The organism is Paenibacillus sp. Z6-24, assembly GCF_054161335.1.
This window is the reverse complement of sequence record NZ_CP096398.1, coordinates 3,434,225-3,448,893: the sequence shown is the minus strand read 5'-3', so window position 1 is coordinate 3,448,893 and position 14,669 is coordinate 3,434,225. Positions and strand designations below refer to the sequence as shown.

Sequence of the window (14,669 nt, the reverse complement as noted above, 5' to 3'; positions counted from 1 at the left end):
GCCGGGCAGCATACCCGGCGGGAAGATTTTTTTACATACCTAGCCTTACGGACCATGCCAATTATGCTGATCCATAGACATAGACGTTGATCTAATTGCGGAATAGCTGGATAAGAAGTGTTCCAGATCATCCAGATAGGCCGGACTGCTAACCTGACGCGGGAAGAAAATCGCTGTCAGCACCATTTGCCAGGAAGAATGCACCAGTCTGGAAGGCACCATCGAATGATCCACGCCCGGAATGACCGTAACCGATAGCAGCTCTTCCGGGATGGATCGGCGGTAAAATCGTTCAGTTTCTCTAATATCCACATTAATATCCTCGGTGCCGAGCACCAGATGAACCGGATGATGGAAGTTGCGCAGTTCCTCACTGGCATCGGACTGGAAGTTCATCATAATGAATTTCCAGCGCTCTTCCGGGATGGGATCTTTAGCAGAGGTTATTTGGAGATAATCTGCGTAGGAGGCATGCCGCTGGAGCAGCTTCAGAACCCGCTGATCCTCCTGCTGGACCTGCTGTATCTCCTGCTCGGTGGCACCATCCCGAAGCATTTCCTGCCGGGTGTTATAGCGGCCCTGCCGAAGCCAGTTGATCGCCGGGGAGACGAGAATGCTGAAAGCGAGAGAAGGTTCTTTGGCGACGACTTTGGGCATGACCCAGCCTGCCTGACTTGCTCCCCAGAGACCAATGCGGCTCGGATCGATGAACGGCTGCTGCTTGGCCCACTGGATCGCTGCGACGGTATCATTGGCTCGGTCTTCCATACTCTGCTGCAGCCAGCTGCCTGCCGAACCCCCGATTCCCCGCTTGTCCAGCGACAGGGAGGCATAACCGGCTGCGGCGAACCGCTCCCATATCGGCCGGTAGAATCCGTCATAGCTGGCATCGATCGGTCCGTCGCCATGGACAAAGACGATCAGGCCCACCGGATGATCCACATGCCTCGGCATGGTGAGGATGCCGGTCATTACACCATTTCCAGTAGGCACGGATACTTGCTCCTCGGTCATATCGTAAGAATTCTGAACCAGGAAGATCGCCAGCAGAAGTAACAGGATGGCAGCAATAATGCCTGAGGGCAGGATCAATTGGAGACGTCGATTATGCAAAAAGGTTCACTCCTTTAATCAAATAAATACTACAGACGAATCATCCGTATATGGCAGGGTGGATTATGGCTGATCGGGTTTCCAGCCCATATAATGCCAGCCCGGCTCATGCAGCAGCAGCCGGGTCCAGCTGGAATGGGAAGAGATGTTTTGAAAGCCTTCCTTTTCGTATAGATTAATTGCATTGTCGTTGTTATAAGAGACATGGAGAGTCAGGTGGTTCCAATCATATGCGGACATATGCTGCCGGGTCCACTGAAGCAGCGAACGAGCGATGCCGCGTCCGCGATAGGCAGCCGCTGTCGCGATATGCTCAATATATCCTTCACCCGGACGCGGGGTATGCTCCAGGGCAGACATACCTGCTGCAAACCGGCACATATTCCAGAAGCCATACTGTCTGCTCAATGAACCGAAATGGGGCAGCGCAGAGTAGACTGCCTGACTGCCGGCATACCATTGCAAGCCGATCACACCGACCATTTGCCCGTCCGCTCGTGCAGCAATCTGCGTACGATTTGCAGCGAGAGCATATGGCGCCCAGGTCTGCATCAGCAAAGTAACGAGCTGCTGTTCATCCAGCCGGACCAGGGAGCCGAATATATCGCCAAAGGAATGGGCCAGAAGTGTACAGACAGCAGGCAGTTCTTCGGACAGACAGGGACTGATGGTTAGATCGAGCGGGCTGGAAGCACTGGTCATCATGATGGATGATCCTCCTGATTGGCTTGGTCCGCTGTGAGCGGCATTTGCAGTTCATAATGAAGAGTGGCATTGTTGAACAGCGACAGATACGACTTTTCGATCAGAATCAGCGGACCGGCGGGCAGCTGATTCTGCTGCTGCATATGCTGCTCGAACTGTTGGATATGCCGGTGCAGTTCCTCTTCTTCCGTAATCTGAATATGTGCGCACAGGTATGAACCGCCCGCCAATGAGATGGAAGGTACATCTGTATAATCGGCTTGCTGATCGCCAGCTTTGCCGTGGACGGTATGGGTCGAAACCGCTTGAACCGGGAAATGGACATGCCCGGCCGGAGCCTGCTGATCCATATAGCAGAGCAGCAGCTGATCCTCTTGCTGGATATAATAAAGATCGGTCTCAAACAGATCCTCCGGATAAGGATTCAGCTGCAGCATCCGGCGGGCGGTGAGCGCTTCTCCATCCTGCAGTTCGGTCCATAGGTGAAGCTGTCGCGGCGGGCAACTGTGAATTCGGTACGGGCTGCTGCCGGAAGCGTAATGCTCTTCATATTCGTCAAGCACATTCGCTGTCAGCTGCTTCAGCTGGGTGAGCTGCGAGATCTGCTGATCCAGCTGCTCCATCGAATTCCGGAGCAGCTGACTGTACTGGTCCGCCGAGAAGGAATCTATACTTTTACGAATCTGCCGAACCGGAACCCCCAGCTTGCGCAGCAGTAAAATATGGGAGAGCCGGTATACTTCATCCGTTCCATACATCCGGTACTGATTGTCAGCGACACAGGCGGGCAGCAGCACCCCCTGTTCTTCAAAATAACGAATCTGATGGGTCGATACATTCATCAGCCGGGCGAGTTCGCTGATAGTGAGGTAGTTATTCATTCGGCTAATACTCCTTTCCATGTCTGACAGACAGTGTATGATGGCAAGATAGGGGTGCAATAAAGAGAGAGTATTCAGCAAAGTCCGGTAAGCAAGATAAGTATGCTGCACAGAGAGAGCATTGAGCAGAGAACAGCTGCAGGACCGATTTTTCCCTGTCTTTACTATAAAGCCTGGGTCAGACCCAAGGTCAAGGAGAAAATTAGGATCATTGTCATGGCAACTTGTTTACAACAAAAATGCCCGGCGCCTCTGCTGTAACAGGGATGCCGGGCATTCATTTGCATATTGCCAGGTGTATCGATTAGCTGCCGAACTGTGCCTGATGCAGGCGGCTGTAGATTCCGCCGGCTGCGATCAGTTCCTGATGATGTCCTTGTTCGGCGATACCGTCCTGGTTGACGACGATGATCCGGTCTGCATTTTTGATCGTTGCCAGCCGGTGGGCAATAACGAGGGTGGTGCGTCCGACTGCCAGCTCGGAGAGAGACTGCTGGATCGCGGCTTCGGTCTCGGTATCGAGTGCCGATGTGGCTTCATCCAGAATCAGGATCGGCGGATTTTTGAGGAACATGCGAGCGATGGAGAGCCGCTGCTTCTGTCCACCAGACAGCTTGACGCCGCGCTCGCCGATCACGGTCTCGATACCGTCCGGCATATTGCGGATCACTTCGGACAGATGGGCACGTTCGGCGGCAAGCCAGATTTCATCCAGACTGGCATCCAGTTTGCCGTAGGCAATATTTTCACGGATTGTACCGGAGAAGAGGAATACATCCTGCTGCACAATACCGATCTGGCGGCGCAGCGACTCCAGCTTCATATCCCGTATATCGATGCCGTCGATCGTAATGCTGCCCTCATCCACTTCGTAAAAGCGTGGCAGCAGACTGCAGATCGTCGTCTTCCCCGCACCGGACGGCCCGACAAAAGCAACCGTCTCGCCCGGGTGGATCGACAGACTGATATCGTTGAGAATGGAGCGGTGCGGCTCATAGCCGAAACTGACATGGTTAAACTGGATATTGCCTTCCAGATGGGTCACTTCAACCGCATTGGGACGATCCGCGATATCCGGTTCGGTGTCCATAATTTCCAGATAACGTTTGAAGCCGGCGATTCCTTTGGGATAGCTTTCGATCACGGCATTGATTTTCTCGATCGGGCGGAAGAAAATATTGGCAAGCAGCTGGAAAGCGACAAACTCACCGATCTTGATCTGCCCGCTGATAAAGAACCACGCCCCAAAGATCAGTACGAGAATCGTAATCATGCGCATCATCATATAGTTGACGGCCAGACTGCGGGCCATCGTCTTGTAGGCGAGCAGCATGGTGCTGCGGTAGCTCTGATTGTCGACTTCGAACAGCTTTTTCTCATGTTCTTCATTGGCAAAAGACTGCACGACCCGGATCCCGCCTACATTGTCCTCGATCCGGGAATTGAAATTACCGACATCCCCGAACAGTCTGCGGTAGGCCGTCGTCATCCGGCCGCCGAAGTAAATAATCACCCAGGCCATAATCGGAATGATGACAAAGGTAATGATTGCCAGCTGGGGATTGATATTATACATCAGGATAAATGAACCGATCAGCGTCATAATGGCGATGAATACATCCTCCGGACCATGGTGGGCAACTTCGCCAATATTGTTGAGATCATTCGTAATCCGGCCGATCAGATGACCGGTCTTGTGATTGTCAAAAAAGCGGAACGACAGCTTTTGTAATTGTCCAAACAACTTACGCCGCATATCGGTCTCGATATTAACTCCAAGCATATGCCCCCAATAGGTCACGATATACTGCATAAACGTATTCAGTACATAAATACCGAGCAGTGCCAGACTGGCGAGCAGAATCAGATTCCAGTTCTGTCCGGGCAGCAGCTTGTCGATAAACGTATTGACCGCCAGCGGGAATGACAGCTCAAGCAGTCCCGCCAGCACCGCACAGGTAAAGTCGAGAAAGAAAAGTCCTTTGTAGGGACGGTAGTAGGCGAAGAAACGCTTCAGAATAATAACCACTCTTTTCTATGTAATTTTCTTGTGCCACAGGCTGCGGCAGATCACGTCCCCATACTGTTTTACGGCTCCGTCGACCGGTTCGAAGCCGCTCATTCACGCGATTGTATCACAGCGCATATAAATATAGTAATCGTTTACAGTCGGACAAGTCCATTGTTTTATCATACCTGCCGACGGGAAAGCAAAACATCCCTGATATGCCGGAGATGAGCATATCAGGGATGTTTTGAATAAATATCTGAATCTGTCGACAAAGTCATGTACTATCGATCCGAACCATTGCATTCCATCTTATCGCAGATGTATTGCTGCCAGAGCAAGGTTATGCTGCATCAGCCGGGCAGTTACAGGCGTTGTTCGTGCTGCTTGTTGATAACCTCATGTGAAGAATAGGTATAAATTTGCTCAAGTTTGCTCGGATGCAGAAAGTATTGCATTGGGCCTGTGTGGATAAATACAGCCAGCAGCACAGCCGCCATTCCGACCATCAGTGCATAAACAATCAAAAATAATCCTTTGAGCCACATCATATATAATTATTCCCCTTTGCGTGTGTAAAATAGAATGCTGTTAATGTATATATCGGCAAAGACATTCCATTTTATACACTAAAAAGGAAATAGAATTGGAAATACATAAATTATCGTTTGGCAAGGGAAGTTGTGTTCATTTTACAGGGAAGCAGGATTCATATTCGGCTGTACCGCTACTTCAATATGGCGATTGGACACAAAATCAAACAGCCCCAGATCCGTTAGCTTGAGCGTCGGAATCACAGGCAGGGCGAGGAATGACAGCGTCAGGAACGGATTGAAATGCCGGGCGGCGCCGATCTGCAAAAGTGCCTGGTTGAGCTTTTTCATCTGACGATATACTTCTTCATAAGGAAGATCGGATAACAGTCCGGCAATCGACAGCGGCAGGGAAGCGAGTACTTCATTGCCAGCGACAACGGCCAGCCCGCCATTTACGCTGGTTATATGTTCAATCGCCAGCAGCATCTCTTCATCCGAAGTACCGGCCACAATCAGGTTATGGGAATCATGGGCGACGGTGGAGACGATGGCTCCCCGCTGCAGCCGGAATCCTTTGACAATGCCCAGTCCGATATTGCCGGTTGCCTGGTGGCGCTCCACGACAGCCAATTTGAGCAGATCATCGGTTATGGAAGGAGCGAAATAGCCGCCTTTCCGGTCGACCCTGTATTGCGCATGGTTCGTAACGAGCGAATTGGGGATAATCTCAATCACATTGCACTGGTTACTGTTCAGCGGCAGCGCCAGATGATCCAGTGTGACCGGAGCCGTCCGGCAGCGTGACAGCGCAGCAGTACTGCTGCCTGCGGGTACAGATACTGCTGCTTTACTGCCAAGATCCTGTTCCAGCAGCCTGCCGCCGCGGACAACGCATTTGCCATTTTTGTATACTTCATGAATAGAGATCTGCTCCAGATCGTTCAGTACGACCAGATCGGCCGTGTAGCCTGGCGCAACAGCACCCCGGTCCCGCAGTCCAAAGCATTCGGCTGTATTGAGCGTCGCCATCTGGATCGCCGTCACCGCCGGCAGACCGTGACGGATCGCCAGCCGGATATTGTGATCGACACTGCCTTCATCCAGCAGATCATCGATTAGCTTGTCATCCGTAACAAACAGGCAGCGGCGTGAATTGTAGGGCGTAATCACCGGCAAAATGGCTTCGAGATCCTTGGCCGCCGTGCCTTCGCGGATCATTACATACATCCCCAGCTCCAGACGCAGCCGGGCTTCCTCTGCATGAATGCATTCATGATCGGTACGAATGCCTGCGGCAGCATAGATGCCCAGCTGCTCAGGAGCAATGCCTGCAGCGTGACCATCCACATATTTGCCCCGGGCATGAGCGGAAGCAATTTTACCAAGCATACCGGCACTTGCACTGGATAGCGCACCAAAATCCATCACTTCCGCCAGCCCGAGCACTCGCGGATGTTCATAAAGGGGCTCCAAATCCTCCGCTTCCAGACACACAGCACTGCTCTCAAAAGACGTCGCCGGCACGCAGGAAGGCAGCATGACATACTGGTCAATCGGCAGTCCCTCGGATTGCTCCAACATATAACGAATGCCATCGATACCCGCCACGCTACCGATCTCATGCGGATCGGTGATCACACTGGTAACCCCGTGCTGAATAACGACTTTGGCAAATTCCTGCGGAGACAGCATGGAGCTCTCAATATGCACATGCCCGTCCATCAGACCAGGAATAATCCATTTACCGGCAGCATCCACGATCTCCCTGCCTTCATAGGTACCGATCCCTGCGATAACCCCATTCACGATTGCGATGTCCTGCTGCATCAGCTCACCGGTGAATACATTGACAATCTGTCCGCCCCGGATTACCAGATCGGCAGGGACCCGGTGACTGGCGACATCAATTCTCTTTTGTAGCGCTTCTGCTGTCCATTCCATAGTCTTGTTCACTCCTTGTCTAAAATGAATACAAAAATCCCAATTACGAAAAATGCATGACAAAGAGATGGCAGCATTTTTCGTAATCAGGATTTTACGGTTTCTGGTAGAGACCCCCGGACCGTATTACCGAGGTTATACGAAAAAATGGATACAAAATTAACGTATATGAAATTAAAATTTAGTTTAGAGGAAGAACAGGCAGATAGCAAGTATGAGTCATATTTTATTACATAAATTAATTTTAAAAGCAGATTATAAAGATTAATTTCATCTATATTGTTAATTATGTTAGTTTAATTATACAAATAGGCATTGATATATTATATTTAATGACAAATTAATTAACATGATATACCGGAGGTTCATAATTGACCGTTATAATGAGCCAAATAGACAGGATGAAAGGCGGGGGTCTTATGAGTCTGGAAGCATTAAATGAGCGTGTGCAGCAGGATCTGGCTTATCTGGCATATGGCGGAGCAGATTGGGTACGTCCGGTATATCATCCGGAAGGACATGTGTATGATGCTGTCATTATCGGGGGCGGACAGAGTGGGCTGGGAGCGGCTTTTGGCCTGCTGCGTGAGCGGATATCGAATATTCTGGTTATTGACGAGAACCCTGCCGGATTCGAGGGGCCGTGGCAGACATATGCGCGAATGGTTACGCTGCGTACACCCAAGCATCTGACATCGATCGATCTGGGGATTCCGTCGCTGACGTTCCGTTCTTGGTGGGAAGCGCAGCATGGACCGCAAGGCTGGGAGCAGGTGGACAAGATTCCGCGCGGAGAGTGGATGAACTATCTGCGCTGGTATCGGCAGCTGCTTCGCCTGCCGGTAGCCAATGAAGTTCAGCTGGATCTGATCGAACCGCTAACTCTAGGGCTGCACCAACTGCATATTAGCGGACCGGGAGCACCGAGGGATACGGTATTGGCTCGCAAAGTAATTCTGGCGACAGGCATTCAGGGCGGCGGCGAATGGCATATACCACCGATGATAACCGAGCGTCTGCCCGGTCATCTGTATGCCCATACTTCGGAACCGATCGATTTTCATCATCTTCGGGGCAAAAGGGTAGCAGTGCTGGGCGGTGGAGCTTCAGCTTTTGACAATGCCAACCATGCGCTGTGCGAAGGAGTGGCTGAAGCTCATGTATTTGTCCGTCGTGAAGTGCTGCCGAGTGTGAATCCGATTCGCCAGATGGAAGTGTCAGGGATGATCGAGCGTTTCCATACACTGAGCGATGCCGAGAAATATGCGGTGATCGCCCACTTTTTCAAATTCAATCAGCCGCCGACCAATGATACATTCGAACGTGCGGCGTCCTGGCCGGGTTTTGAGCTGCATCTGGGATCGCCATGGCTTGGTGTAGAGCCTTGGGGAGAGGGAGCCAGAGTTACAACGCCGCATGGGCAGTATGATTTTGACTTTCTGATTATCAGCACGGGACTGCTCAGTGATCCGGCGCTGCGTCCGGAGCTGGGAATGGTAGCGGAATATATCGCCCGCTGGCAGGACCGCTATGCGGCTGCGCCAGAGATGAGAAATGTGCTGCTTGACGCCCATCCGTATCTCAGTACGGGATTTGCCCTGCAGAGCAAGGACGAGACGGGAGCAGGAATGCTGCATGGATTGTTCATGTTCAACTATTCCGCACTGGCCAGCTGCGGCCTGTCCGCCTCTGCCATTTCCGGGACCAAGAATGCTGTTCCCCGGCTGGTGACAGCGGTAGCCGATCAGCTGTTTCTTGATGACAAGGAGCATATTCTGAGCCAGTTCTTCGCCTATGATCAGGAAGAGTTTGTCGGTCGCTGGTCCAAAGTGGTTAACGGATCTTAACTGACAAGCAGGTAAACGGATGACGTTTATAATAATAGAAACAAGCAGATCTGCGGGATGCGGATCTGCTTGTTTCTATATTATGGATAATATTCTGAAAGTGAAATGCTTATTTGGCTGCGGCTGTTTTTCCAATCTATGCAGCATACCACAGCAAAAGGGGATATCCGAAAAGTGTTTTGACGGGCCAATGTTTAACGGGCCAATAATTCACGGTTGTGCTGCTGTACAATCTTATGCAGTGCAGTAAGCGCGGGATGCTGCAGGATAGCAGAGACGGCAAGCTCTGCGATCGCCTGTGCTCCATGGACCGAGAAATGGGTGTCATCGGCGATGCCGTCCATATAGTTGGGATGCTGTCCCGGCGGTAAATGCATGAACAGCTTCCTCGAACCACTCTCCCCAAGTGCAGCATACAGCTGCTGGGAAGCGGTAAACAGATCGAGCAGTGGTACATCTGCCGCTGCAGCGGTCTGCTTCATCGCTTCCGGGTACAGGCCGACCGATAACGGATCAGGAGTTCCATCCGGCAGGAAGCGCCTGCGGCTGACCGACGTCAGCAGTACCGGAATCGCGCCATGCTGTCTTGCAGTATCGATAAATTGGCGCAGATTGCTGCGGTAATCCGTGTCCGGGTCTGTATAGCGGGCGGGATCGGCAGACTTTTCGTCATTATGTCCGAATTGGATCAGCAGATAATCACCAGCCTGCAGGTCTGCGGCGATATGATCCAGCCGACCTTCCGCCAGAAAGGAACGTGTGCTGCGTCCGTTGATCGCCCGGTTGTCCACAATTACTGCTCCACCAAAATGCTCGGCCATATATTCACCCCAGCCGCTCATCGGCTTCTCGGAAGCGCCTTTGATCGCGGCAGTGGAATCTCCGGCGATGAATAATGTGGGCCGTCTCTGAGCAGCATCCATACCGGGCAGTGTCTGAGTCAATGGAGCAGAGAGATGCCGCTGCAGCCAGTTCGCTGCCAGCTCTGTCCACTGATGACAGTATGGATGCTCCTGAGCCAGACCGAGTCCATGCCGTCCGCTCTCCATAATATGCAGTTCATGCGGAATACGATGGGCAGAGAGCGCCTGGCTGAACAGGAGGCTGTTCTCTACAGGCACGCTGGCATCATCGGCCGTTGCCCAGATAAAGGCAGGCGGCACCGATTTATCCACCTGCTGTTCGGCAGAGAATCGGTTGATCATTGCCGGGTGAGGCTGTTCACCGAGAAATTGAAGCCGGCTGCCCTGATGTGCATGCGGTTCGCGAAATGTAATGACCGGATAGGACAGCATCAGCAGGTGAGGACGAATGCGGCCCATGACGGCAGTAAGTGCAGCCAGATGACCGCCAGCAGAGAATCCGATCAATCCAATCTGCTCCGTCAGAATATGCCATTCTCCGGCATGCTGCCGGAGCAACCGCAGGGCTGCTTCGGTCTCCTGCAATCGCTCACCAGGGTCGATTAGCGGGTGAGAAGCGCCAACTGCCGGATCTGTATGTTTGGCAAAGGAGCTGATTCGCCGGGAATCCTCTTTTAGATCCTCGGTCTCTACCGGTGTTTTGATTTCATCTGTCTGCAAGGAAGCACTTTCCGCTTCGGCTTGGGAAATATGATGATGTTCGCTGACACTGCCGGAAGCAGACAGAGAGTCGAATGTGCTGTACTCCAGCACGGCGGCATGAATCCCGAGTGTATTCAGCCAGCGGGCGACAGGTTCTCCTTCATGCTCGGCGAGATGGTGATAGCCCCCGCCCGGCAGGATCAGCATGCACGGACAGGGCGCCGCCGATTCGGTCAGATATAGATGCAGAACAGGAGAAAAAAAGGAATCGGTGATTTTATTTACAGGTTGGTCGCTGTAATGATTTATAATGTGTAGCATACTGGAATTGTCCTTTCCATGCATCGCGGTGAACGATTGGCCGGATGCAAAATGGTATGAAATGAATAAATAACAGATAGTTGAACTAATTTGCTAAAGAAATCCTTAACATCCAGATTATGATAGCGTTATAATGGATACTGATGACTGAACCGATGGAGGGGCATGATGAAAAAGGGAACTATGTTTTACAAAATTTTTATTCCTATTCTGGTACTGGGGATCGGTCTGTCCATTAGCTTTGGCATATATATCTATTTCAATACGGTGCAATCGGTTATTGATAGTGTGGCCAACGGCAAGCAGAGTTACATTACACAGATGAAAAATAATCTCGAACAAAAAATACGTACTATTGAATACGCTTTCAATACATATAGTACGACAAGCTCGTTTAGCGAGGTCGTTAACCATCCGATCACGGAAAAGGACTTTATTGCCTACCGTGATGTGAATACCCAGCTGAACTATATTGCTACGATGGGCATGGAGGGCGCCCAGTATTCGCTGATCAGTATCAACCAGAGCTGGCAGATCTCCAATGGTACCCTGTCACATCTCACTGCCGAAGAACGGCAGCAGCTGTACGACGAATATATTGCGGATCAGGACCAGGGATTGTTCTGGGTGAAGACGGACTCCGGGCTGCGCTTTGTTAATACATTGCCGGTATTTTCCAAACAAAAGCAGGCGATCGCGCTCTCCGATATTTCTCTGGATACGCTGAACCGCAGTCTGAGTACGGAAGATCATGCGCCTGTTTTTATCCTGAACAAGCAAGGCAGTCTCATGTATGATACCGGCAAAGCGTCCGACCTGCTAAGTGCGAATCAGCTGAACCAGATTCCATCGCTGATCGGTCAGGACCAGAATACGGGCATACTGACCCTGGAACGTGATAAAGCTCCAAAGCTGCAGCTTATTTATGCCAAGTCACCGTACAACAATTGGATTTATTTTACGACTCTGGATCAAAAGGAAATTGCCAGTGCCCTGCAGACCACCAAATATGGACTGATTGCGATGGAACTGGTGCTGATTCTGCTCATTATCGTGGTCGCTTACGGCATCTCAGTTTATTTTACCAAGCCAATCCAGCAGATTACACGCAGTCTGCCCAAGGATGCGCAGCTGACTGCCAAGAACGAGATCGAATGGATCCTGTCGTCGATCGACCATATTCTGACCGAGAAGCAGAGTCTCGAGAGCCTGATCGAAGCCGAACAGCCGCAGCTGGAGACCCAGCTGGTCCTGAATCTGTTCCGCAATCGTGTGTCTGCCGATGAGCTGGAACATCAGCTGAACCGTCTTGGCCACTCCAGCCTAGAGGATCAGCAGTATGTAACAATGCTTGCCCAGCTGGATAATGTAGGCAAGCGCGATGCGGCTGACAAGGATGTGCTGCTGCTGGCGATCAACAAGATGGCTGAAGAGCTGATCCCGCCACAGCAGCGGCTGCTGCCAATCATTCTCAATGATGATACCCAGGCGACGATCCTGATCTTCTCCGGTGTGAACGAGCAGGAGATGCGCAAGCAGATGCTCGCTTATGCCAAAGCGATGATCCGCACAGTGCGCGAATATTTGAAGCTGTCGATCAGTATTGGGATCAGTCAATCCTATCCGACCCTGCTGCGCAGCAAGGAAGCGTGTGAGATGAGCAAGCAGGCACTGCATCAGCGGCTGAATCTGGGCAAGGAATCGATCATTTTCTATGAAGATATCTCCAATGTAGTCTCCGGTCCGGTGCTGCTGCATTATCCGGCCGAGCTGGAATCCCGGCTGTTCGATGCGATTCGGCTCGGAGACGAGGAGCAGGTATCCCGGACCGTATATCCGTTGATGGCCGAATTTATGAAGAAAAGCCGCAACTCGATGGATCTGGAAGTTATGCTGGTACGCCTGGTCAACAATCTGATCCAGCTGGAGCAGCTGCTCGGTCTGGAAGTGCTGTTAACGCATGATAATCGTGTCCTGTACCATCGGCTGCTCAGCATCCGCAATCCGGAGGAGATCGAGCGCATTTTGATCGAACAGGTTATTTTCCCGATGGTGCGCAGCATGAAGAACAAGACGAATGAGCAGTTCCGCTGCTTGTCCGAGACGATCGCCGAGATTGTCCGCTCCGAATACGACCGGGAGTTGTCGCTGGAAATTATCGGGGACCGGCTGCATTACAATCCGAACTATCTGAGCAGTATTTTCAAAAAGGAATATGGCATTACCTTCAGCGATTATCTGATGAGCTACCGGCTGGAGATGGCCAAGCGCTGGCTCACCGAGACCGACCAGACGATCAAGGAGATCGCTGAGCGCCTGCAGTATCACAATCCCCAGAACTTTATCCGCTCGTTCCGTAAAAAGGAGCAGGTAACGCCAGGAACGTACCGGAAAATGAGACAGAGCATCTGAGTAGGCTTAGGCCTCGGAGCAGACAGCATACACATAAGATAGCTCAAGAGACAGAACTCCATACAAAGATTAGCTCACCGGAATAATAAACGAACGGTAAATCCACCGCATCCACCAGACATCAGCAATGAATCTACAGCACAGACCAACAAAAGTCTTATGCCTCTGCTCTGCAGAAGATAAGACTTTTTCTTTGGAACCTTTTTCGACAGGTTATCCTTTGACCGCGCCAAGCAGTGCACCCTTGGTAAAGTGCTTTTGCACAAAAGGATAGGCGATCAGCATCGGCACAGTGGCCACGACGATAACGGCCATTTTGATCGTCTGGGCGGGTGGAATAACATCGACCGAGCTTCCTTCGGCCTGCATGCCGCTGGAGACGATAACAATCTGGCGCAGGAGTACCTGAATCGGCCATTTGTTGGAATCATTGAGATACAGAATCGCATTCATGTACGTATTCCAGTAGGTTACGCCATAGAACAGGGAGATTGTCGCAATGGAAGGCAGCGCCAGCGGCAGCATGATTTTGAAAAAGACACCAAAGTCATTGCAGCCATCAATCTTGGCGGATTCTTCCAGACTGTCCGGCAGCGCCTGGAAAAAGTTGCGCATAATGATCAGGTTGAACGCGTTGATCGCGACCGGAAGAATCAGGGACCAGTACGAATCGATCAGGCCAACGCCCTTAACGATCAGGAAGGTAGGAATCATCCCGCCGCTGAACAGCATGGAGAAGACGATGATGAAGTTAATCGCATTTCTTCCATATAGATACGTACGAGACAGCCCGTAAGCCATAAAGGCGGTCAGTGCCATACTCACCAGCGTACCGACCAGGGTCGTGCCGACAGACACGCCCAGCCCTTTAAATATGGTAGGCGTCGACAGGATATAACGGTACGCATCCAGGGAAAATGTAGTCGGGAACAGGATGAATTTCTTGGAGACAACTTCCTGGGTGGAAGCGAATGAACTGGCGATAACGTTAACGAACGGCAGCAGACAGGCAAGCGCGATCAGAATCAATAAAGTATTATTTACAATCGTAAAAATCTTGCTGCCTATCGTGGTGTCTTTTCGTAAAGACTGTTCCATACGTAATAACCTCCTTAGTAATCGTGTACTCCCTAACTGTAACAATCCCGGCCTGTTCCGTATATAATCCGGGGACGAGATCATGCGCTGCATCTGTGAGAAATGAGGGATGATCATTAGCTCATAACATAATCATCAGCTGAGATGAGAACCAGACAAATCCTTATTTATCAAGTCTTTGCAAACGCTATCAAATTATGATTATATACGGAATGCCCGCACTGCTTTAGTGTGAAAGGCGT

10 protein-coding genes and 1 riboswitch are annotated in these 14,669 nt (G+C 51.2%); of the genes, 2 read left to right on the top strand and 8 right to left on the bottom strand.

Translation table 11 applies throughout. From position 1 onward, the window contains the following. Window positions 1-45: 45 nt before the first annotated feature. The 6 genes from M1D61_RS14975 to ade form a co-directional block, all read right to left on the bottom strand. Complete coding sequence (locus M1D61_RS14975; protein WP_458119447.1) at window positions 46-1,113, bottom strand: alpha/beta hydrolase family protein; 1,068 nt, start codon at window positions 1,111-1,113, stop codon at window positions 46-48. Between the two features lie 63 nt (window positions 1,114-1,176). Next, window positions 1,177-1,818, bottom strand: coding sequence for a GNAT family N-acetyltransferase (locus M1D61_RS14970; RefSeq protein ID WP_458119445.1), 642 nt, complete (start codon window positions 1,816-1,818; stop codon window positions 1,177-1,179). After that, the gene (locus M1D61_RS14965; protein ID WP_458119444.1) at window positions 1,815-2,699 is read right to left on the bottom strand and encodes a MerR family transcriptional regulator; all 885 of its coding nucleotides are present in this window, start codon (window positions 2,697-2,699) and stop codon (window positions 1,815-1,817) included. Before M1D61_RS14965 ends, M1D61_RS14970 begins: the two co-directional genes overlap by 4 nt. A 304-nt stretch (window positions 2,700-3,003) precedes the next feature. Continuing rightward, window positions 3,004-4,719, bottom strand: a complete 1,716-nt coding sequence (locus tag M1D61_RS14960) for an ABC transporter ATP-binding protein (RefSeq protein WP_458122519.1) — start codon at window positions 4,717-4,719, stop codon at window positions 3,004-3,006. Window positions 4,720-5,072: 353 nt separating this feature from the next. Next, a complete protein-coding gene (locus M1D61_RS14955; RefSeq protein ID WP_458119443.1) occupies window positions 5,073-5,258 on the bottom strand; it encodes a hypothetical protein in 186 nt (61 codons plus the stop codon). Window positions 5,259-5,399: 141 nt separating this feature from the next. Continuing rightward, window positions 5,400-7,184 carry an adenine deaminase gene (gene ade / locus M1D61_RS14950; RefSeq protein ID WP_458119442.1) on the bottom strand — a complete coding sequence of 595 codons (1,785 nt, stop codon included), beginning with the start codon at window positions 7,182-7,184 and terminating at the stop codon, window positions 5,400-5,402. A 63-nt stretch (window positions 7,185-7,247) separates the two neighbouring features. Next, window positions 7,248-7,347, bottom strand: a riboswitch (purine riboswitch). Between the two features lie 256 nt (window positions 7,348-7,603). Here ade and M1D61_RS14945 point away from each other — a divergent pair. Beyond that, complete coding sequence (locus M1D61_RS14945; protein WP_458119441.1) at window positions 7,604-9,031, top strand: NAD(P)-binding domain-containing protein; 1,428 nt, start codon at window positions 7,604-7,606, stop codon at window positions 9,029-9,031. 194 nt (window positions 9,032-9,225) lie between these two features. Here the strand turns inward: M1D61_RS14945 and M1D61_RS14940 are convergent, their stop codons facing one another. After that, window positions 9,226-10,917, bottom strand: a complete 1,692-nt coding sequence (locus M1D61_RS14940; RefSeq protein ID WP_458119439.1) for a GDSL-type esterase/lipase family protein — start codon at window positions 10,915-10,917, stop codon at window positions 9,226-9,228. A gap of 168 nt (window positions 10,918-11,085) precedes the next feature. Here M1D61_RS14940 and M1D61_RS14935 point away from each other — a divergent pair, with 168 nt between their 5' ends. Beyond that, window positions 11,086-13,329, top strand: a complete 2,244-nt coding sequence (locus tag M1D61_RS14935; RefSeq protein WP_458122518.1) for an AraC family transcriptional regulator — start codon at window positions 11,086-11,088, stop codon at window positions 13,327-13,329. 213 nt (window positions 13,330-13,542) lie between these two features. Here the strand turns inward: M1D61_RS14935 and M1D61_RS14930 are convergent, their stop codons facing one another. After that, window positions 13,543-14,427 (bottom strand): carbohydrate ABC transporter permease, encoded by an 885-nt coding sequence (locus M1D61_RS14930; protein WP_046215608.1) that lies wholly within the window; start codon window positions 14,425-14,427, stop codon window positions 13,543-13,545. Between the last annotated feature and the right edge of the window lie 242 nt (window positions 14,428-14,669).

Excerpts from the sequence above, each read along its gene's own strand:
- M1D61_RS14970 (WP_458119445.1), bottom strand. The coding sequence starts at position 1,818 with ATGATGACCAGTGCTTCCAGCCCGCTCGATCTAACCATCAGTCCCTGT.
- M1D61_RS14965 (WP_458119444.1), bottom strand. The coding sequence starts at position 2,699 with ATGAATAACTACCTCACTATCAGCGAACTCGCCCGGCTGATGAATGTA.
- M1D61_RS14955 (WP_458119443.1), bottom strand. The coding sequence starts at position 5,258 with ATGATGTGGCTCAAAGGATTATTTTTGATTGTTTATGCACTGATGGTC.
- ade (WP_458119442.1), bottom strand. The coding sequence starts at position 7,184 with ATGGAATGGACAGCAGAAGCGCTACAAAAGAGAATTGATGTCGCCAGT.
- M1D61_RS14945 (WP_458119441.1), top strand. The coding sequence starts at position 7,604 with ATGAGTCTGGAAGCATTAAATGAGCGTGTGCAGCAGGATCTGGCTTAT.
- M1D61_RS14940 (WP_458119439.1), bottom strand. The coding sequence starts at position 10,917 with ATGCTACACATTATAAATCATTACAGCGACCAACCTGTAAATAAAATC.
- M1D61_RS14935 (WP_458122518.1), top strand. The coding sequence starts at position 11,086 with ATGAAAAAGGGAACTATGTTTTACAAAATTTTTATTCCTATTCTGGTA.
- M1D61_RS14930 (WP_046215608.1), bottom strand. The coding sequence starts at position 14,427 with ATGGAACAGTCTTTACGAAAAGACACCACGATAGGCAGCAAGATTTTT.